Raw genomic sequence first — 21176 nt, forward strand, 5'->3', positions numbered from 1 at the left:
TCTTGTTATTTTTTATTCCAGTCGGGCGGGCATTTCTGTCCGCGCATTTCCACGAACGACAGCGTGCTGTCGGTGCTGTCTTCGTTGATGAAGTGTTTGAATTGGGCGCGCAGGGCGGGGTCTTCCACCACCTTTTTCCATTCGCAGGCATAATTGGCGATGAGTTCGGCCATTTCTTTTTCCAGCGCTTCGCCGATGCCGAGGCTGTCGTTCACGATCACGTCGCGCAGGTATTCCAGACCGCCTTCCATTTTGTTGAGCCAGGTGGCGGTGCGGGTCAGCGGGTCGGCGGTGCGGATGTAGAACATGAGGAAGCGGTCCACCAGCTTCACGCACGTTTCGGTGTCCACGTCGGTCACCAACAATTTTGCGTGCTGGGGGCGCGAGCCGCCGTTGCCACACACATACAGGTTCCAGCCTTTCTCGGTGGCAATGATGCCAAAGTCCTTCGACTGCGCTTCGGCACATTCGCGAATGCATCCCGACACGGCGCCTTTCAGTTTATGCGGAGCGCGTAATCCTTTGTAGCGGTCTTCGATATAGATGGCGAACGATACAGAGTCTTGCACACCATAGCGACACCACGTGGAGCCAACGCAGCTTTTGATCGTGCGCAAGGCTTTGCCATAGGCGTGGCCACTTTCAAATCCTTCGTCGATCAGTTCTTCCCATATCTCGGGCAGTTGGTCCACACGGGCACCGAACATATCGATGCGCTGGCCGCCGGTGATCTTGGTATAGAGTCCATATTTTTCAGCGATGCGCCCGATGGCCATCAGCTTCTGCGGCGTGATCTCGCCCCCGGCAATGCGTGGAACTACGGAATAAGTGCCCCCGCGTTGAATGTTTGCCAGGAACCTGTCGTTGGTGTCCTGAATGGTGGCCTGCGACACAATGAGTTCGTTCCACGCGCTGGCCAGCAGCGAAGCCACCAGCGGCTTGCACACTTCGCAGCCATCGCCTTTGCCATGGCTGTCCAGCAGGGCGTCGTAGGTCTTTATGTTTTTTATTTTGACGATGTCGTATAGTTCCTGGCGCGTGTAGTCGAAATGTTCGCAGATGGATTTCTTTACCGTGTGTCCCAGCGATTCCAGCGTGATCTTGAGAATGTCGTTCACCATCGGCGTGCAGCCACCGCAGCCGGTGCAGGCTTTGGTCGAGCGCTTGAGGTCGTCGAGGGTCTTCACGCCTTTTTCGGTGATCTGGAAAACGAGATCGCCTTTCGTGATGTTTTCACAGGCACAGATCTGGGCCGAGTCGGGCAGGTTCTTCACGCCCGCACCTTCTTCGCCTTTGCCCGGCGCTCCAATGATCAACGACTCGGGCTGTGCCGGCAGTGCCATCTTGTTGGCCGCCATCTGGTGGAACAGGTTGTATTGTTTGGCGTCGCCCACGAGGATGCCACCCAACAAATATTTTCCATCGGCCGATATGTTAATGCGCTTATATACCCCGTTGTGTTTGTCCTGGAAAGCAATGGGAATACACCCCGGTGTTTCGCCGAGCGCGTCGCCAAAGCTGCCCACATCCACACCCATCAGCTTCAGTTTGGTGGACATGTCGAAGCCTTGAAAGGTCTTTGAGAAATCACCTGCGATCTGGCGCACCACGATGTCGGCCATTTCGTAGCCCGGGGCCACCAGGCCATACACCATGTTGTTGTGTACCGCCACTTCGCCGATGGCGAAAATATTTTCGTCGTTGGTTTGCAAAAAGTCGTTCACCACCACGCCACCGCGCGGATGCACTTCGAGGCCACATCCTTTTGCCACCTCGTCGCGGGGGCGGATGCCGGCGGAGATCACCAGCATTTCGATGGGAAGGAACGAGCCATCCACAAATTCAAGACCGTCCAGCTTGCCGTTGCCGGCGATCTCTTTGGTACTCTTATTCAGGTGAACGGCAATGCCGAGTTGTGAAAGCTTGTGTTGCAGGATCACAGAACCCTGCTCATCGAGTTGCCGCGGCATGAGACGCGGGGCAAACTCCACGATGTGGGTCTCCAACCCCAGGTCCACCAGCGCTTTGCCGGCTTCAAGCCCCAGCAGTCCGCCTCCCAACACCGCCGCGCGGGTCACTTTCTTTCCATAGTCAATGATCTGGTTCAGGTCTTCAATGGTGCGATACACAAACACGCCGTCGCGCTCCACGCCCTTCACATTAGGAACGAAGGGGCTGGACCCGGTGGCCAGCACCAGGTAATCGTAGCGGTCCGTTTTACCCGTATGGGTAGTGATGGTCTTTTGTTGCCGGTCTATTTCTGTCACCAGTTCGCCGGTGTGCAATACAATATGGTGTTCCGCATACCACGATGCCGGCGCCATCAGAAGATCTTCGGCGGTTTTGCCGGAGAAAAAACTGGTGAGGTGCACCCGGTCATAGGCCGGCCTCGGCTCCTCTCCATACACGATCACTTCGGCAGCCACACCTTGCTTACGTAGCTTTTCACAAAACTTGTAGCCTACCATTCCATTCCCTACGACGATGATACGTTTCATTGCAAACGATTTAAGTAATAAATGGACAAATATTACGTAATTATACGTATTTAATGCCGTAGATAACAAATGTTTTTACGTATTATTACGTAAATATTTTAAACCTATGGTCAAAGAAAGAAAGGTGATCATTATGGGAGCCGGCCCTGGCGATCCGGACCTGATCTCTGTTAAAGGCGTGAAAGCTCTGAAGCAAGCCGATGTCATATTATATGACGCCCTGGTGGCGCCCGAGCTGCTGGAATACGCAGCGCCCCAGTGTAAGCGCGTGTTTGTCGGAAAACGAAAAGGCAAAAAGGAATTTTCACAAGACGAGATCAATCAACTCATTGTCTTCTATGCCATTCGCCACGCCTGCGTGGTACGGCTAAAAGGCGGCGATCCTTTTGTTTTTGGCAGAGGGCATGAAGAGCTGGCCTACGTCACGCGGCGCGGATTGCGGGCCGAGATCATCCCGGGCATATCCAGTGCGTTGGCTGCACCGGCGTCCGTGGGTATTCCCCTGACCAAGCGGGGTGTGAATGAAAGTTTTTGGGTGGTCACAGGCACGTTGTCTTCGGGAGAGATCGGTCATGATCTTTTCCTGGCGGCGCAATCGTCGGCCACGGTCGTGGTGCTTATGGGGATGTCGCAATTGCCGGAGATCGCTGCGCTCATCAGCAAGGAACGCTCACCTGATGAACCCATGGCGATCGTTCAAAATGCGACTACGATAAATCAAAAAAGTATCACAGCCTGTGCCTCCACCATCGTGGCGGAAGCCGCCCTGCAAGAGATCGGAACGCCTGCGGTGATCGTGATCGGCAAAGTCGTGACGGAACGCCTGCCACAGGTCTCACAATTTGTTTCTGTACATGCCGCAAAACCTTTAACACGCTGAACCATGACGGCACTCGCCATCGAATATTTCAAGTTTGAAGAAGATTTTGTCGAAGACAATGTCCGGTGCATCCCGATGATTGTCCGCTTTAAGCTCGACGCTTGTGGGGTGAAGTTGAAGCTGGCCGAGTGGAGCAAGTTTTCTCCCGAAGAACGGGAAGCCCTTGCGGTGGCGCCATGTCATTCGGAAGAGCAAACGGATCGCTATCGCAGCTATTTGCAGCACCTCATCTGGTGGCGCACGGGCAACAAAGCCACGCCCATCGCCATTGGCGAAAATCCACCGTGGTCGGTGCTCTCGTCGATACCGGAATTGCTATTGCAGAAACTTTATGAATGTGGCTATGCGATTTCGCTGGCACAATGGCAAGGCCTCAGCACGCTGCAACGCTTTGCCTTGTTGAAACTGAGCAGTTCGGGTCACGAGCACAAGAACCTCGCAAAAGCGTTGCAAGAGTTCAACCTGGTCAAAGACCCGGCGGCAGTTGATGCGGATAATTGATATTTTCAAAAAGCGTCGGATCCTCCATCGCGATGTGCTTCACTTCGGGCGAGCGTAAAAACGACCGGGGGCTGATGTTTCCTTCCTGCGCATTTTCCAACAAAAGCGGGAACGCTGCCGGCTCCCAGAGGGTGAGCAACGGTTCGGGCGCATTTTCGAGCGGATGAAGAAAACAGGTGGCCAAACGGTTTGGGTCGCGCTGTGAAAGCAGGGTTTGGAGGGCCCGGGAGGTGATGTTGGGCATATCGACGGCCACGACCAGCCAGGCTTTGTCCGGGTGCAGGGCGAAGGCGCTGAGGATGCCGTTTATGGGTCCGCCAAAATCATAGCGGTCGGGCAACGGATTTAGCTGTTTGGGAATTTCCTGCTCTTTGCGACAGGACGTGAACACGTTCTCGCAACAATCCGATAACAAATCGAATACGTATTGGCGCTGCGGCTTGCCCTCGTGGTAAGCAATCAGGGATTTGTCTTTCCCCATGCGCGTGCTTTTGCCGCCGGAGAGAACCAGGCCGTAGGGAATGTTCATGGTGTTAATAAACGCATGTTCCGCTTCTCCTGCAAATCTGGATACCGTCCGAATACGTTGCCACGTAGCGGAATCGGCCGGTTCAGCGCGCTCCTTTCATATAAAAAAACCCGTTTTTTAGGCCCCGCGGTTGTACCTTCGCCTTACGATGAATATTTCTGAGCTTAGCTTAAAGCGGCCCGTGCTGGCCGTGGTGATGAACGTCATCATTGTGATCTTTGGCGCCATTGGGTTCTCCTTCCTGGGCGTGCGCGACTATCCTGCCATTGATCCACCCAACATCAGCGTCCGCACTTCCTATTCGGGTGCGAATGCCGATATCATCGAATCCCAGATCACCGAGCCCCTCGAGAAATCTATCAACGGCATTGCCGGCATCAAGAACATTTCGTCCAACTCCAGCCAGGGCGTCAGCAGCATCAACATCGAGTTCAATCTCGGCGTGGACCTGGAAGCGGCCGCCAACGACGTGCGCGACAAAGTTTCGCAGGCCATGCGCCAACTGCCGCAGGATTTGGATGCTCCCCCCGAGGTATCGAAAGCAGATGCCGGTTCGGATTATATTATTTCAGTCTCCGTTCAGAGCAGCGCGCGCAATCAACTCGAGCTCACCGAATACGCTACAAACATTCTCATGGAACGGTTTCAAACCATTCCGGGTGTGAGCTACGTTCGCATCCTCGGTGAAAAGAAATACGCGATGCGGATCTGGCTCGATCCCAGTAAACTCACCGCCTACAGCCTTACTCCACTGGATGTGCTGGACGCGTTGAACAAAGAGAACGTCGAATTGCCCTCCGGAAAAATTGCGGGCGATGCCACGGAACTCACGGTGCGCACCTTCGGCCGCTTGTTCTCCGAAGACGACTTCAACAACGTGCGCATTAAGACGGGTCCGACCGGCTCGATTCGCTTGCGCGACGTGGGCAGCGCGGTGTTGGGTCCTGAAAACGAAGAGATCATGCTAAAGGGCCGGCTCGTGCCCATGATCGGCGTGGCCCTCATCCCCCTGCCCGGTTCGAACTATGTGGAGATCGCCGACGAATTTTACAAGCGCCTCGACAAGATCAAAAAAGAAGTTCCCAACGATATTACGCTGACCATCGCTACCGATCAAACGATCTTCATCACACGGTCGATCCACGAAGTACAGGAAACACTCATCCTATCCTTCCTCCTGGTCGTGTTGATCGTTTTCTTGTTCTTCAGAGATTTTATCATCGCCATACGCCCCCTGATCGATATCCCTGTGTCGCTCATCGCCACGTTTTTTATTATGTATGTGGCAGGCTTCTCTATCAACGTGCTCACCATGCTGGGCATCGTGCTGGCCACCGGCCTGGTAGTGGACGATGGCATCGTGGTGACGGAGAATATTTACAAGAAGCTGGAAGGCGGCATGAACAAGTTCAAGGCGGCCCGCGAAGGGTCGAAGGAAATTTACTTTGCCGTGATCTCCACGTCCATTACCCTGGCCGTGGTGTTCCTGCCCATCATCTTTATGCAGGGCTTTGTCGGACGTTTGTTCCGGGAGTTCGGGTTTGTGGTGGCCGGCGCTGTGTTGATCTCCTGCTTTGTGTCGTTGACCTTGACGCCCGTGCTGAGTGTGAAACTGACCCGTGATCACCGGAAGAAAACGAAGTTCTATACATTGACCGAACCGCTTTTCAACGGCATGGAGAATGGCTATCGCCGATCGCTCACCGCCTTCATGAAAGTTCGTTGGGTGGGTGTCGTGATCATCGTGCTTTGCGTAGCCGGTTCCTACTTTATGATCAAGGTGTTGCCTTCGGAACTGGCGCCCCTGGAAGACCGCAACCAATTCCGGATGACAGTTTCGGCGCCGGAAGGGATGTCGTTCGAATACATGGATAAGTACATCGACGGCCTCACAGAATTTGTGATGGACTCGGTGCCCGAAGCAAACATTGTGTACTCCATGGCGGGCAGCGCCGGCGGCGGAACCAGCGGCGGGGTCAATAGCGGTTTTGTGCGCACCTTCCTGAACGACCCCAACGAGCGTCAGCGTTCGCAGCAAGACGTTGTGAACATGATCAACAGAAACCTCTACCGGTTTCCGGCGGGCAAAGCGTTTGTTGCACAAGAGCAAACCATTTCCACGAATCGCCGCGCCGGCCAGCCCGTGCAGTTCGTGATCCAGAACAACAACTTTGAAAAGCTGACGGCCGCCCTGCCCAAGTTCCTGGAAGCTGCCGGCAACAACCCCACGCTACTGGGCGTGGACACCGACCTCAAATTTAACAAGCCCGAACTCCGCATCGTCATCAACCGCCTGAAAGCCACCGAACTCGGCGTGAGCGTGGCCGACATCTCGGAGACACTACGGTTGGCCTATAGCAACCTGCGCTTTGGCTACTTCACCAAAGACGGCAAACAATACCAGGTGATCGGCCAGGTGGACCGCATCAACCGCGACGAACCCGACGACCTCAAAGCACTCTTTGTCCGCACCACGTCCGGCGACCTCATCTCGCTCGACAATGTGGTCACCATCGAAGAATCCACGACACCACCGGCCCTCTATCACTTCAACCGCTACCGCTCCGCCACCATCTCGTCGGGCCTGGCGCCCGGCAAAACCATTGGCGACGGCGTGAAAGCGATGCAAGAGATCGCCGCTACCGTGTTAGACGACAGCTTCACCACCTCGCTCAGCGGCTCGTCGCGCGACTACGCCGAAAGCTCAAGCAACACCGCATTTGCCTTTGTGCTGGCCCTGGTACTCATCTATCTCCTGCTGGCCGCGCAATTTGAAAGTTATATCGACCCGTTCGTGATCATGCTCACCGTGCCCCTGGCCATGACCGGAGCGTTCCTGGCCCTGCTCCTCTTCGGACAAACCATCAACATCTTCTCCGAGATCGGCATCATCATGCTCATCGGCCTCGTCACGAAAAACGGCATCCTCATTGTGGAATTCGCCAACCAAAAACGAGAAGAAGGCATGAACAAACTCGAGGCAGTGATCGAAGCCTCCAAACTAAGACTCCGCCCCATTCTCATGACCAGCCTCGCGATGGCGCTGGGATCTTTGCCGCTGGCGTTATCGCTGGGGGCTGCCTCCAGCAGCCGCGTGCCGTTGGGACTTGTTATTGTCGGCGGGGTGATCTTTTCGTTGATCCTTACTTTGTTTGTTATTCCTGCGATGTATTCGTTCCTGGCGCGGAAAAAGCGGCATCATGATCCTGAGGAAGAGGATGAGGCGATTGTCGAGAAGGATTTGGTTTACGAGGATTGAGGGTTTTGATGTCGCCGTTGTTGGTGTCTTTCACCAGGAACGCATTCAGCATCCTGTCGCCGTTGTTGGTGTTCTTCACCAACAACTCATTCAGCATCCCACCACTTTTTAGTGAACGCCATATACGGGTACGGGTACAATTCCAACCCAGCACCATTCCAATGTCCAAATACCCCGGTTGTTGGCGTTCCGCCAACAACCTTTTTTCAGCATCCCCGCGTAATCTGAAGACATGGTGCACTGAATAGACCATGCAAAAAAACGCCACATCACATTCTGTGGTGATTTTTGCGCGCCCTCTTATTGATGATGGGGGGCACACCGAAAGGGAGATTGTTGGTGGGACACCAACAACCGGGGTGGGAATCATCGGATGGGAATGGGTATGATCGTGGAGCGGGGCATAAACAGGAACTTATCAAGGGGGATTGGTGGTGGGGTGATCATCCGATTCATGGGGGATGTACACCGAGTGGAGTTGTTGGTGAAGAACACCAACAACGGCGGCAGGATGTGGCCGGTCTTATTAATGATGGGGGCACACCGAAAGGAGGTTGTTGGTGGGACACCAACAACCGGGGTGGGAATCATCGGAATGGGATGGGGTTGATCGTGGAACGGGGCATAAACAGGAACTCATCAATGGGGATTGGTGGTGGGGCGAATCACCCGATTCATGGGGGATGCACACCGAATGGGGTTGTTGGTGAAGAACACCAACAACGGCGGGGGCGTTATTCAGCAAACGTGTGCGGGTGCCTTTGGAGGGGCTTAAATCGCCTTTCACAAAAATAGTTGCTGTTTGGGGTGGGAATCGGGAACGGAATGCCGTTGGTTTCGTTTAACAATTTTGTTAAACATAAAAGATAAGTGAGTACAATTCCCGAAGCCCAGACGGAGGCCGTGATCAAAGAGAAAGCCAAATCGCTGTTTTTTCAGAAAGGCTTTTTGAACGCGACTACCCAGGAGATTGCCGACGAGGCCGGCGTCAACCGGGCCCTGATACACTATTATTTCCGTTCGCGCGACCAATTGATGGACACGCTGCTGGAGGAGGCCGTCAATGAGAAGCGCGAAAAGGCGCGTGCCGTGCTGTCGTCGGCGTTGCCGTTCCGGGAGAAGATCAGCCTGTATATCGACATCGTGGTGGAGTATGGGTTGAAATACCCTTTCCTCGAGAATTTCATCATCACGGAAACGGCGCGTAACCCCGAGAAAGTGAAGGTGTTGTGCCAGACCAAGATCAAGTCGAGCGACCTGATCCGGAAAGACCTCGAAGAGGAGATCGCCAAGGGACGGTTGCTGCCCATCACGGCCGAGCATTTTGTGATCAACCTGATCTCGTTGTGTAACTATCCCCTGTTAGCCAAAACCGTTTTGCAGAATATGCACGGCATGAGCGACACCGCTTACCGAAAATTTTTGCAGGACCGAAAAGAAATTATTTATCACGCCATATTTCATGAACCTCTGCCCCGCATCACCCGTAAAGAAGAGCATCCTCATCATCCTAAACCCGCTAAACAATAATAGAACGACGCAATCCCTTATGTACCACCCAACGCAAACAAAACGAAAACTGATTCATTGGCTCCTGGCGCCGGCCTTGCTCCTCTCCGTGGTGGCGAGGGCTCAGCAGCAGCCACCGCAGGACAGCCTCTTACAAAACCCCACCCTCGACAAGGTGGTGGAATATGCCCTCACGCATCAACCCCAGGTGCAGCAAGCCTTGGCCGATCAGGAAATCACCGACCGGATCATCCAGGGCAAACTGGCGGATTGGTATCCTCAACTGAATTTCAACGCCAACTATCAGCGAAACATCGATCTGCAAACCAGCATCATCGGTGGTAACCCGATCAAGTTTGGTGTCAACAACACCTCGTCGCTGCAATTCACCGGCACGCAGACCATCTTCAACCGCGATGTGCTGCTGGCCCGGAGCACGGCTTCCAAGGTGAGGATCCAGGCCAGTCAGAACACCAGCGCTAACAAGATCGACGTGGTGGTCAATGTCACGAAGGCTTTCTATGATGTGCTGGCCACCTCCCAGCAGATCCGCGTAGGCGAAGAAGACATCATCCGCCTGCAACGCAGCCTCAAGGATGCCACCGCGCAATACAACGCCGGCGTTGCGGACAAGACCGACTACAAACGCGCCACCATCCTGCTGGCCAACGCCAAGGCTACGCTGAAAACCAACCAGGAGATGCTGGTCTATAAACAAGAGCTGCTGAAAACACTCATGGGCTACCCGGTGAAGGGCGGGCTTGAAATTGCCTACGACACCCTCCAGATGGAACGCGAGATCGAACTGGACACCACGCAGACCCTATCCTATGCAAGCCACATCGACTATAAATTGATGATCACGCAACGCGAACTGCAGGAAGCCAACGTGAAATACGCCTGGTGGGGTTTCATTCCTTCGCTGAATGCTTTTGGTGCCTATTTTATGAACTACCAAAACAACAACTTCGGTGAGCTCTATAACCAGCGGTATCCCAACTCCTATGTGGGCGCCACGTTCTCCTTCCCCATTTTCCAGGGCATGAAACGCGTAGCCAAAATACAGGAACAACGGTGGACGCTGCGCAAGCTGGACTGGTCGGTAAAGAACCTGGAAAGCAATCTCAGCACGGAGTACACCCGTTCGCTGGCGGCCTACAAGAGCAACCTGGCCACCTACCTGGCCTTGAAAGAAAATGTGGATCTTGCCCGCGAGGTCTACGACGTCATTCAACTCCAATATAAAAGCGGCATACGCGCCTACCTCGACGTGACGGTGGCCGAAACGGATCTGCGCACGGCGCGCATCAACTATTTCAACGCGCTGTACCAGGTGCTGGCCAGCAAGATTGACGTACAAAGAGCTTTAGGACAAATCAACTATTAATTCAAATCTTCTCCCTATATGTTATTGAACACATTACAACGCTATACAATGCTAAGCCTCTTGCTGGTGGCCGCGGCCTGTGGTAAGAAAAATCAGCAAGGTCAACAAGGGCCGCCCGCCGTGAACGTGGTGGTGAAACCTTCCACGACAACGGATGCTATTTATTATGAAGAGTATCCCGCGGTGGTTCGTGCCCTCAATGAAACGGAATTGCGTGCACAAGTGAATGGCTATATCACCGCCATCCATTTCACGGAAGGCTCGAAAGTGCACAAAGGACAGAAACTCTATTCCATCGATCAGCAACAATACGAGGCCACCTACGAGCAGGCGCAGGCCAACCTGAAAGTGCAGGAGGCCAACCTCGATAAAGCACAGAAGGACGTGGAGCGCTATCGCGAGCTGAACAAGAGCGATGCCATCGCCAAACAACAAGTGGACTATGCCGAGGCCACCTATGCTGCGGCACAACGCCAGGTGGATGCCGCCAAGGCGGCCATGCGCAGTGTGCAGACCAACGTGCGCTACTCAACCATCAGCGCACCGTTCGATGGCACCATCGGCATCTCTAATGTGCGTTTGGGCGCAGCGGTCTCCGCCGGTCAAACCTTGCTGAACACGATCTCGTCTGATGATCCCATCGCCGCTGATATCGCCGTGGATCAAAGGGAGATCCTTCGCTTCACACAACTCTTTGCCCGAAAAGGTGTGAAAGGTGATTCCACTTTCCGCCTCGCGGTGGGAACAGATCTGTATCCGGAACCCGGACACATCAGCGTGATCGATCGCGCCGTGGATCCGCAAACCGGTTCCATCAAAATGCGTTTGGTGTTCCCGAACCACGATCACCTGCTCCGGTCTGGGATGAGCGCTACCCTGCGTGTGCTGGCCTCGTCGGCCAAGTCCATTGTCATACCCTACAAGGCGGTGACCGAACAACTGGGTGAGTTCTATGTCTACGTGCTGGCCGACAGCAACAAGGTGACACAGCGCAAAGTCGTGCTGGGCACCCAGGTGGGCAAAGACATCGTCATCAAAAGCGGTCTCAGCGAGAATGAGTCCGTGGTGGTGGAAGGGGTTCAAAACCTTCGCGAAGGATCGGTGGTAAACACCGCGCCTCCGGCTGCCGCCGCCACTGCCAAAACAAAATGACCCGTATAACCTTACAGAAGAATCCATGATAGCAGATGTATTTATAAAGAGACCCGTCACCGCCATCGTCATATCGGTCGTGCTCGTCTTGGTGGGCCTCATTGCCATGAGCACGCTGCCCATCTCGCAATACCCCGACATCACACCGCCCACGGTTTCCATCACCGGTATCTATACCGGGGCGGACGCGCAGACGGTGGAACAGACCACCACCACGGCCATCGAGACGCAGGTGAACGGAACCCCGGGCATGATGTACATGTCCAGCAACAGTACGGGTAGCGGGCAAAGCGCGATCACCGTAACGTTCGACATCGGTACGAACATCGACATCGCTACACTCGACGTGCAAAACCGCGTGAGTGTGGCCGAGCCGACGTTGCCCGAACTGGTACGCCGTCTCGGTGTTACCGTGCGGAAACGCAACCCCAGCATCTTCCTGGTGCTCGCGTTGTATTCCCCAAATGGCACGCACGACGCTACCTTCATCGGCAACTTCGCCAACATCTATTTGAAAGATGCCTTGCTTCGCGTGAAAGGTGTGGGTGATATCGTGTCGCTTGGCGATGACTTCGGTATGCGCATTTGGCTCAACCCCGAAAAGCTCGCCAGCCTCAACATGACCCCGGCCGAAGTCACGGCTGCCCTCACCGAACAAAACCTGCAGATTGCTGCAGGCTCGATTGGCGGCAACCCGCAACGAAACGTTCAGGCTTTTGAATACAACGTGCTCACGAATAGCCGCATCAACAAGAAAGAAGATTTCGAGAACATCGTTGTGCGCACGAACCCTGCACAAGGTAACCTGGTGTACCTGAAAGATGTGGCGCGCGTAGAGCTGGCCAAGTTCAACTATGGCAACAACCCTTTTGTGGATGGCAAACGCGGCGCCTTCATGCTGCTGTACCTCGCTCCGGGTGCCAACGCGCTCACGACCAACGAAGGCGTGATGTCCGTGTTGGGTGAACTGAAAAAGAACTTTCCGAAAGACATCGATTATCTTATTCCGTTGGAGACCACTTCCGTGGTACAAGTATCCATCGAGGAAGTAATCACCACCCTGCTGGAAGCGCTCACGCTCGTGATCATCGTAGTGTTCCTCTTCCTGCAGAACTGGCGCGCCACGCTCATTCCCGTGTTGGCCATTCCCGTTTCGCTGATCGGTACATTCATCTTCTTTATACCCTTGGGCTTCACGATCAATACCCTTACGCTGTTTGCTTTCGTGTTGGCCATCGGTATTGTGGTGGACGATGCCATTGTGGTGGTGGAAGCCATACAGCACAATATGGATCATGAGAAGCTTTCGCCGAAGGACGCGACCGTGAAGGCTATGAAAGATATTTCCGGTCCCGTAATCGCCATCGCCCTGATCCTCGCCGCCGTGTTTGTGCCGGTGGGATTTGTGCCGGGCATTGTGGGCAAGCTCTATCAGCAATTTGCCATCACCATTGCCGTGTCGGTGATCATCTCCGCCTTTGTGGCCTTGTCGCTGACCCCGGCGTTGTCGATGCTCATGCTGAAGCCTGCCAAGAAAGAAGAAGAGAAAAATTTCCTCGACCATTTCTTTGATCGCTTCAACAACGGGTTCAACAAACTGTCGCATTCGTATACACGCGGTGTGAACTCCTGGATCAAACGCACACCCTATGTCATCGTGATGATGATCTGCTTGTTTGCCGGTCTCTACATCCTGTTTAAAAACAAACCCACGGGCTTTATTCCTACGGAAGACGAAAAGCGTGTGATGGTGACCTACGAATTGCCGGAGGGAACTTCCACCACGCGCAGCATCGAGCTGATGCAGGAGATCCAAAGCCGTATTCGCAGTCTCCCTGCCGTGAAAGTGGTGGGTGGTCTGGCCGGTTTGAACATCCTTACGTTCTCCAACAAATCGAATGCGGGCACCGTGTTTGTGAACCTGAAGCACTGGGATGAGCGCGATCCGAAAACCGAGAGCGTGCCCGCCGTGATGGCCGAGATCCAACGACGCACCGCCGACATTAAGGAAGCGCGTATCCTCGCCATCTCGCCGCCGGCTATTCCGGGCTTGGGTCAATCGTCGGGTTTCACGTTTGAATTGCAGCAGACCACCAGCACGGACGACATCCGTAAATTTGAAGCTACGATGCGTCAATTCCTGGGCGCCGTCAACCAGCGTCCCGAGATCGCCGTGGCCTACTCCTTCTTCACCGCCCGCACACCCGGCTACCAGGTGGACATCGACAAGGAGCGCGCCAAGAAACTCGGCGTGAACGTGGCCGAAGCCTACAACACATTGTCGACCTTGTTGGGAAGTGCCTACGTGAACGACTTCAACATCTATGGCCGGAACTTTCGCGTGGTGGCCCAGGCCGACACACTCTTTCGCAGAAACATTGCCGACGTCGGCAACTACCGCGTTCGAAACAGCGCCGGGGGCATGGTGCCGCTTAGCGCCATCATCACCTCGAAAGTGATTGAGACCCCTGCGAACATCACGCACTTCAACCTGTATCGCACGGCCGAGATCATGGGGGCTGCCAAACCCGGCTACAGCAGTGGCCAGGCCATCGAGGCCCTGCGTGAAGTGGCCGCCCAAGTGCTGCCGGCCGGCTACAGCTATGAATTCTCCGGTATGAGCCGCGAAGAGATCAAGGCGGGTAACAGCACCGGTATCATCTTCGCCATCTCGATCGTATTTGTGTTCCTCTTCCTGGCCGCACTGTACGAAAGCTGGTCGGTGCCGTTCTCGGTCTTGTTTGCCGTGCCCATCGGTGCGTTCGGATCCATCCTAACCCTCACGTTCCTGCCCAGCCTGACCAATAACATCTATGCGCAGATCGGGTTGATCACGCTCATTGGACTGGCGGCGAAGAACGCCATCCTGATCGTGGAGTTTGCTAAGGAACGCGTTGACCGTGGAATGGACATCGTTGCTGCCACGCTCGAAGCTGTGCAGTTGCGTCTACGTCCCATCATCATGACATCGCTTGCCTTCATCCTCGGAGTGTTGCCGCTGGCCTTCTCGTCGGGTGCCGGTGCTGAAGCGCGCAAGACGATTGGTTGGACGGTGGCCGGGGGTATGCTCGCCGCCAGTTCACTCGCCATCTTCGTGGTGCCGGTGTTGTTCGTATTCATCACTAAGATCGCTTTCCGCAGAAGAGAAAGAAAAGCTGCCCTGGAAGCGTCTTAACAACGCGTGCCCAGTGTAGACATGACTTGATTTAATTTTTAAGGTCAATAAAAAAATCCCGGAGTATTCGCTCCGGGATTTTCTTTTTATAACCAGCTAGTTCATCTTTCATTCACCGTTCACCATGCGCTGGCTTTGTCCAGTTTGGCAATGGCCTCGGCACTTAGTTTCAACTCCGTCGCCTTTACAAAGGCGTTCAACTGTTCCAGGCTTGTGGCGCTGGCAATCGGGGCCGTGACCGACGGACGCGCCAGGAGCCACGCCAACGCAATGCTAGCCTGGGATGTTTGGTATTCACCGGCAATTTCGTCGAGCGCTTTCAAAATGTTCAGGCCCCGGGGGTTCAGGTATTTGGCCATGCCGCCACCGCGGGCACTTTTTGTGAAATCGCTTTCCGAACGGTATTTGCCGGTGAGAAACCCAGCGGCCAGGGAATAGTAGTTGATCACGCCCAGCCCATGTTTTTGACATAGCGGCTCGAGTTCTTTTTCAAAACCTTCGCGGGCATACAGATTGTATTCGGGTTGGTACGTTTCATAGCGCGGATAGCCATGCCGCTGGCTCGCCTCCAGGGCGGCCTGCAAACGCGCGGCCGTGAAGTTGGATGCGCCGATGGCCCGTACCTTCCCTTGTTTGACCAATTGCGCGTAGGCTTCGAGGGTTTCTTCAACGGGTGTTTCTATCACGTCCCAATGGGTTTGATAAAGGTCGATATGATCGGTTTGGAGGCGGCGTAACGAATTTTCAACGGCTTGTAGAATATGGGCTTTCGAAATATCTTTTTTGCCCTGCCCCATGTCGCCACCCGCCTTTGTGGCCACCACCACTTGTGCGCGGTTGCCGCGTTTCTTCATCCAGTGGCCGATGATGGTTTCGGATTCGCCGCCGGCGTTGCCGGGCTTCCAACGGGAGTAGACATCGGCCGTGTCGATAAAATTGAAGCCGGCCCCTACAAATGCATCGAGCAGTTGAAAGGAGGCAGCTTCGTCCAATGTCCAGCCGAAAACATTTCCGCCAAAGGTCAAGGGTGCCACCGCGATCCCGGATTTACCTAATGTTCGTTTTTGCATGTCATTTGAGATTATGCGCTCAAGGTAAAAAAAACGTTTGTCCGTCTGCTCACCTTGCCGTTTTTCTTAGCCTCAAATTTTTATCCGAATGACTGTCAGTAAGGCTCATCGCAACGTTCCGCTTCAAGGTATTTGTTGCCGGATGCAACGGGCTGTTGTCTTTCAACCGAAGCTTCCCCCGGCGGTCCATCCAAACCCTGCACAACTTCGTCCCGACCATCCCAAATTAACTTTCAAAAAAAGGCCTTGCCTCTTGATAACTTAAAAAAATAATGGTCAATTGTAACAGATTCCCCAACGTGGCCGCCAGCGGCATGCGGACGGAAGGGATCCTAACTGCTCCCCGCCATGATAAACCGTTTGCTCCCCGTCCTGGCCTGCTCCCTGCTCCTCGCCTGCGGTCACCAACAACACACTGCCGAAGTAGCGACCGACGCCATCAGGCCCCCCGTCATCACCGACAATGTGCTCTACACGGCCAGCACCCCTGCCCTGTGGATCAACCCCATCAACCCGGAACAAAGCCTCATCCTCGGCACGGACAGCGACACGAACGGTGGACTCTATGCTTTTGGCCTCCAGGGAAAGATGCAGAAAGAGCGTTGTGTTATCCCCCTGAAACAACCCCACAGTGTCGACGTAGCCTATGGCTTTGCGCTGGGCGACTCCACGGTCGACATGGCCATCGTCACCGAAGCCACCACGCAACGCCTACGCGCCTTTCGCCTTCCGGGCATGAAACCAATCGACGGCGGCGGCATGCCCGTCTTTGAAGGAGAAACCGGCGAAGGCTTTCGCGAACCTGGTGCCATGGCATTATACAAACAACCCTCCACCGGAAAACTCTATGCCTTTGTGGCCCGCAAAAACGGCCCGACGGATGGCGGCTTTGTGTGGCAATATTTGTTGGAAAATAAATCCGGTACGCTCAGCGCATCGGTGGTCAGGAAGTTTGGAACCTATAGCGGCGAGAAAGGCGTATTCGCCATGGCTGTTGATCCTGCTCTTGGCTATGTGTATTACACCGATGCCGGCATTGGCGTGAGAAAATATTACGCCGACCCTGAAAAAGGCAATGATGAGCTCGCTTTGTTTGCCAACACAGACTTTGCCGAGAACCAGAGCGGCGTGGCGATCTATCCGGCCAGTGACCATTCGGGGTACATTCTCGTCAGCGACCAACAGGCCAATCGCCTTCATATCTTTTCCCGCGAAGGCGCCGCTGGCAACCCGCATCAGCACACCTTGATCAAGAGCGTTAATATCGCCACGCTGGAAAGTACCGGGTCCATAGTTTCGACTGCTCCGTTGAATCCTACTTTTAAGTCGGGTTTGTTTGTCGCGGGGTCGTTAGACCGGACGTTTCATTTGTACCGGTGGGAGGACATTGCGGGGAAGGAGTTGAAGGTGGTGGTGGATTCGGTTAAGGTGCAGTGATCTTGCAATGCTCCAAGTCCTTACCGCACCAAAGGTCAAATTCTAAAAGTGCTACCTATTATTGTAACAAAAACTATAGGCCGCCAAGTCCCTTCACAAAAGACGAATCCTGTTCACTAACCGGATGAGCAAACTATCGTGTCCCCACGTGTAATGTAACATAGTTTTTTTAAACAATTTTAGTCCAGCCTCTACGCACCTTTCTTTGAATTTTTTCCTGTTTCCGATACTTTTAGATATCGTTATAGGAATAGATTGGTTGCCCTGATATTACGTGTAGCAGCCGAGTTGGCTTTCAATGTAACCCTCACCGCCGACGACCACCAACTCGACTACAGTTTTTTTCCCTCAGAGTTTCGCGCATCTCAATGTATTGTTTCACGCCTAACGAGAAAATTTTAATGCCCAAAAACTGAGTACCACAACGATAGCAACCTATGAACTTTCTCATCTACAGCGAACGGCTAGCCTATCTACACGATCTGGCAGTTAAAGGCGGATTGAGATCCCCCGAACAATTGTGCGCAAAATTCGAGTGCTCGGAACGAACTATAAGAAGAATGATCCATCATTTGCGGCAGCGGGGCGTGCACATCGAGTATGATAAAAAGAGAAAAAAATATATTGTATCGAATTAGCGGGACATGTTTTGTCCGTCAAAGAAGTTTTCTTAGCGCCTGGAAAAGATAATAACGTTACCATGAAATATCTCGTTGAAAAATTCCTGGAAAACCCACGCCGATCATACCTAAAGGAGTCACTGCTGAATTCTGCAACGAACAAGAAGCACTTGATCTACTTTACCATTGTTGACGACCTCCAAAAATTGTTTTCGGATTTACCCGAAACCGAGCTACAAAGGCTAGCCTTTATTAACTACAGTTATTTTAGGGGTGTTCTTCTCATCGACTCCGTGGCCGACGGTGACTCGAATAGCCCGGGAAAGGCAATGTTTGAGGCTATGGCCCTTATAGAAGCATCGCTCCAGGAGCTGGCGTGGCTAATTGACGCCGATAGCGCATTTTGGCCAAAGTATAATCATTCAAAGACGCAATATGCGCAGGCCGTCATGTTGGAGAAAAAAATTTCCAGTCAAGGCCCACCGATAGATAAAAGTCTCTTCGAAACCATTTATGAAGGTAAATCGGCAACGCTTGCTTACAACTTGATCGATGCGCTAGATGCCCTGGGTAAAACTTCCCATATCGAACGGGTGAATTCCCTCAAGCTACTTTTAAAACACATCCATTTGGCCTATCAGTTCAAGGATGACATCGATGACTTCAAATCTGACCTCGCAAAGTCCCAATACACGTATGCCATTCACCTGGTCAATTCAAGCCTGCAAGCCCTGGGACATCAATCCGGTAACGACTTCAAATACAAGTATTTGTTCACATCTGGAATTGCCCAGACGCTTTTGCAAGAATCCACTCATCATTTCCATCGTGCACTAGCCATAGCGCAGGAGCTTGATCTTAACATGTTCTGTTCTCATATCCAATCAGAGCTTCACTTATGCCGTGCGCAGGTGTCTGAAATCAATGCTTTGATCTACAAAACAAAGGTTAAGTTATCGAAGAGTTCGCTTCCTCTATTAACGAAAGGAGCCTCAGCCCTCGACGAGCAATTAAAGTTGTCTATCGAAAAGGCAACAGAGTATCTCTTTCAAAACACCACGCCAAACGGTCAGTGGGAAGACTTCCTGACCAGCGCCGGGCTAAGCAACTATTGGGTCACAGCCTACACGTATTACCATTTGATCAAGCACAACATAAAAGTACCCTTCAAACCATCGCTTGAAGGGTCTTTTAACGATACGCTCGTTTCTGATGGCGACACGTTGACTTTTACCATTGCCGCCCTTGCCCTCCATGAGACAGAAAACCCCTCTTCGCAGTTAAAGAAGCATCTAGACCAATGGTTATTATTCAGACAGCCGGATGGAGGCTGGGCTACCTATGTCGACAAAGCGATGTTGCGCTCGAGGCTGAAACTGGACGACGAAATAAGCGTTGCTGGATGGATCCGTTCTAAACCCTGTGTCACAGCGGCGGCCTGCTGTGTCCTCGGCAGTTTTGCTGATCTCAAAAAAGAAAGAATCGCGGCCGAACAATATTTACTTGCGTGTCAGCATGCTGAAGGTTTTTGGGAATCCTATTGGTGGACCAGCGACATATACGCAACCTCCTGGGCCATACAAGCCTTAAACGATCGGCCGGGCTACACACAACAGTGTGAAAAAGCACTTTCCTGGTTAACAGGCACCAGAAATCATGAGAAAGGCTTTTGGAGCGACGACCATACAAATCTTCCAAACCCATTTTACACGGCATTGGCCGTTCAGGCTATTTTGGCCACGAAGAAAAACCTCAAAGATCTTGTTCAGTCCATACAATGGCTTTTACAACAACAAAAAGTCGACGGCAGCTGGCCTTCGACCCGAATCCTGGCCATCCCAGCAACCAACGTTCTTCATCGCGCCGAAGTCAAATCATGGCGAAACAGTTCATTTGGCGTGAATACACTTGTTGATGACCACAATCGCATTTTTACCACCGTTACTGCGCTAGGCGCTCTGTTAGCATGGAAACACAGTCATTCATAAAAGTACTGAAAGATGTCTCGGTACACCCCTTCGACAAAAGCCGGTGGGTGGCTTCCACTCCCGGGGGAAGAAATTTCCTCATCAATGAAAAAACTTCATTACTCTTAGCAACCTTAAGCAACTCATCAAACGCTGAAGAGGCGTGTAAAAAGTTTAACGAAAGGTCAAAAAATCATTTATCGTATCCGCTCTTTGAAGAAATAGCGACGGGATTGGCTAGAAAATTTGATACAAATGGGAACACTGAAAAGGCCGGCTATCTTTCATTAAAAATTGAGTTACTAAGTGCCAAGCTCATCGGGCGAATAGCCCAGCCGATTACGCGTGCCTTCCGATTGGTACCATTCCTATTCATCGCCGTGTTCTCATTAACCATAGTATCCTACTCATTGGCCACCGATCCGCTTGCACAGGAAGCCCCCGTAACGAATCAGGGCTTGGCTCTTCCTGTTATCCTCGTGTGGTTCTCGCTGTTCGTGCACGAACTTGGTCATATTGCGGCTTGCCGAAGTTTTGGGATCAGGCACGGAGGTGTCGGCGTTGGGTTCTATTTTATTATTCCCGTGGTATATGCCGACATTACTCAGATCTGGACGGGTTCAAAGTTATGCAGGATAATTACAAATCTGGCCGGCGTGTTTATGGAAGTGGCGTATGCTGCTGTGCTATGCCTGATGAGTCTGTACAGTAGCAATCCTGTTTATGTTTCGGCCGCCCTTGTCATTTGCCTCAAAGCGCTCCTGGAGCTCAACCCATTTGTGCGATTTGATGGGTACTGGCTGCTGTGCGACATTACCAATACACCTAACCTGATGAACCGGGCGACGTTGCAGTTAAAATCCGTTTTTCAGTGGCCGCCTAAACTTCAGCCTTCGATGACTTCGTTACTGATTTTCTGCTATGGCGTTGTCAATTATGTCTTTGCCGGTGCCTACATGGGATACATTCTTTCTACGCACTTCGTATCCGTCATAGAATTCCCCCAACGACTATTTCTAGTTGTGCGAAAAGCGCTGCTTTGGGAACTTCAGTTTACCGATTTGAAACAGGAAATGGTTCTGTTGATGCTATTCTATATTTTGATTTACAACACCCTGAAGAGAATTATCAGGTCTCTTATAAAGAAACAGCTGTCACCAAGAGGATTGTTGGAGTGAGATTTTCTTGTGTG

Annotated in this window: 14 protein-coding genes; 11 read left to right on the forward strand and 3 right to left on the reverse strand. The window is 52.9% G+C overall.

From position 1 onward, the window contains the following. Window positions 1–5 precede the first annotated feature (5 nt). Entirely contained in the window at window positions 6–2498 is a 2493-nt protein-coding gene (gene nirB, locus BUB30_RS06045) for a nitrite reductase large subunit NirB (RefSeq protein WP_073131951.1), read from the reverse strand. Window positions 2499–2604: 106 nt separating this feature from the next. Here nirB and cobA point away from each other — a divergent pair, with 106 nt between their 5' ends. Both cobA and BUB30_RS06055 read left to right on the forward strand, forming a co-directional pair. Continuing rightward, on the forward strand, window positions 2605–3378 hold the full coding sequence (gene cobA / locus BUB30_RS06050; RefSeq protein ID WP_073131952.1) for a uroporphyrinogen-III C-methyltransferase: 774 nt from the start codon (window positions 2605–2607) through the stop codon (window positions 3376–3378). 3 nt (window positions 3379–3381) lie between these two features. After that, window positions 3382–3879 carry a nitrate reductase associated protein gene (locus BUB30_RS06055; RefSeq protein ID WP_073131954.1) on the forward strand — a complete coding sequence of 166 codons (498 nt, stop codon included), beginning with the start codon at window positions 3382–3384 and terminating at the stop codon, window positions 3877–3879. Here BUB30_RS06055 and BUB30_RS06060 read toward each other — a convergent pair. Next, window positions 3845–4408, reverse strand: coding sequence for an NTP transferase domain-containing protein (locus BUB30_RS06060; RefSeq protein WP_073131956.1), 564 nt, complete (start codon window positions 4406–4408; stop codon window positions 3845–3847). The genes BUB30_RS06055 and BUB30_RS06060 overlap by 35 nt on opposite strands. Before the next feature lie 148 nt (window positions 4409–4556). Here BUB30_RS06060 and BUB30_RS06065 point away from each other — a divergent pair, with 148 nt between their 5' ends. The 5 genes from BUB30_RS06065 (at window position 4557) to BUB30_RS06090 (ending at window position 14890) form a co-directional block, all read left to right on the forward strand. Further along, a complete protein-coding gene (locus BUB30_RS06065; protein ID WP_073131957.1) occupies window positions 4557–7667 on the forward strand; it encodes an efflux RND transporter permease subunit in 3111 nt (1036 codons plus the stop codon). An 870-nt stretch (window positions 7668–8537) separates the two neighbouring features. Then, on the forward strand, window positions 8538–9197 hold the full coding sequence (locus BUB30_RS06075) for a TetR/AcrR family transcriptional regulator (protein WP_073131961.1): 660 nt from the start codon (window positions 8538–8540) through the stop codon (window positions 9195–9197). Window positions 9198–9216: 19 nt separating this feature from the next. After that, window positions 9217–10563, forward strand: coding sequence for a TolC family protein (locus BUB30_RS06080; protein ID WP_073131962.1), 1347 nt, complete (start codon window positions 9217–9219; stop codon window positions 10561–10563). A gap of 18 nt (window positions 10564–10581) precedes the next feature. After that, window positions 10582–11715, forward strand: coding sequence for an efflux RND transporter periplasmic adaptor subunit (locus tag BUB30_RS06085; RefSeq protein WP_073131964.1), 1134 nt, complete (start codon window positions 10582–10584; stop codon window positions 11713–11715). A 25-nt stretch (window positions 11716–11740) separates the two neighbouring features. Then, window positions 11741–14890 (forward strand): efflux RND transporter permease subunit, encoded by a 3150-nt coding sequence (locus BUB30_RS06090; protein WP_073131965.1) that lies wholly within the window; start codon window positions 11741–11743, stop codon window positions 14888–14890. Between the two features lie 119 nt (window positions 14891–15009). On the opposite strand, the gene BUB30_RS06095 is transcribed toward BUB30_RS06090, so the two are convergent. Then, window positions 15010–15960: an aldo/keto reductase gene (locus BUB30_RS06095; protein WP_073131967.1), complete on the reverse strand. Its 951-nt coding sequence runs from the start codon at window positions 15958–15960 to the stop codon at window positions 15010–15012. A 348-nt stretch (window positions 15961–16308) separates the two neighbouring features. Between BUB30_RS06095 and BUB30_RS06100 the strand changes: the two genes are divergently transcribed. The 4 genes from BUB30_RS06100 (at window position 16309) to BUB30_RS06115 (ending at window position 21162) form a co-directional block, all read left to right on the forward strand. Further along, a complete protein-coding gene (locus BUB30_RS06100) occupies window positions 16309–17397 on the forward strand; it encodes a phytase (protein WP_073131969.1) in 1089 nt (362 codons plus the stop codon). Window positions 17398–17834: 437 nt separating this feature from the next. Then, window positions 17835–18035, forward strand: coding sequence for an HTH domain-containing protein (locus BUB30_RS35925; RefSeq protein ID WP_073131972.1), 201 nt, complete (start codon window positions 17835–17837; stop codon window positions 18033–18035). Between the two features lie 62 nt (window positions 18036–18097). Further along, window positions 18098–20005: a prenyltransferase/squalene oxidase repeat-containing protein gene (locus tag BUB30_RS06110; RefSeq protein WP_073131973.1), complete on the forward strand. Its 1908-nt coding sequence runs from the start codon at window positions 18098–18100 to the stop codon at window positions 20003–20005. Continuing rightward, on the forward strand, window positions 19984–21162 hold the full coding sequence (locus tag BUB30_RS06115) for a site-2 protease family protein (protein ID WP_073131975.1): 1179 nt from the start codon (window positions 19984–19986) through the stop codon (window positions 21160–21162). Before BUB30_RS06110 ends, BUB30_RS06115 begins: the two co-directional genes overlap by 22 nt. The last annotated feature ends 14 nt before the right edge of the window (window positions 21163–21176 follow it).

The organism is Chryseolinea serpens, from assembly GCF_900129725.1.
Classification (GTDB): domain Bacteria; phylum Bacteroidota; class Bacteroidia; order Cytophagales; family Cyclobacteriaceae; genus Chryseolinea; species Chryseolinea serpens.

Coding starts and splice junctions, on each gene's coding strand:
- nirB (WP_073131951.1), bottom strand. CDS start 2,498: ATGAAACGTATCATCGTCGTAGGGAATGGAATGGTAGGCTACAAGTTT.
- cobA (WP_073131952.1), top strand. CDS start 2,605: ATGGTCAAAGAAAGAAAGGTGATCATTATGGGAGCCGGCCCTGGCGAT.
- BUB30_RS06055 (WP_073131954.1), top strand. CDS start 3,382: ATGACGGCACTCGCCATCGAATATTTCAAGTTTGAAGAAGATTTTGTC.
- BUB30_RS06060 (WP_073131956.1), bottom strand. CDS start 4,408: ATGAACATTCCCTACGGCCTGGTTCTCTCCGGCGGCAAAAGCACGCGC.
- BUB30_RS06065 (WP_073131957.1), top strand. CDS start 4,557: ATGAATATTTCTGAGCTTAGCTTAAAGCGGCCCGTGCTGGCCGTGGTG.
- BUB30_RS06080 (WP_073131962.1), top strand. CDS start 9,217: ATGTACCACCCAACGCAAACAAAACGAAAACTGATTCATTGGCTCCTG.
- BUB30_RS06085 (WP_073131964.1), top strand. CDS start 10,582: ATGTTATTGAACACATTACAACGCTATACAATGCTAAGCCTCTTGCTG.
- BUB30_RS06090 (WP_073131965.1), top strand. CDS start 11,741: ATGATAGCAGATGTATTTATAAAGAGACCCGTCACCGCCATCGTCATA.
- BUB30_RS06095 (WP_073131967.1), bottom strand. CDS start 15,960: ATGCAAAAACGAACATTAGGTAAATCCGGGATCGCGGTGGCACCCTTG.
- BUB30_RS06100 (WP_073131969.1), top strand. CDS start 16,309: ATGATAAACCGTTTGCTCCCCGTCCTGGCCTGCTCCCTGCTCCTCGCC.
- BUB30_RS35925 (WP_073131972.1), top strand. CDS start 17,835: ATGAACTTTCTCATCTACAGCGAACGGCTAGCCTATCTACACGATCTG.
- BUB30_RS06110 (WP_073131973.1), top strand. CDS start 18,098: ATGAAATATCTCGTTGAAAAATTCCTGGAAAACCCACGCCGATCATAC.
- BUB30_RS06115 (WP_073131975.1), top strand. CDS start 19,984: ATGGAAACACAGTCATTCATAAAAGTACTGAAAGATGTCTCGGTACAC.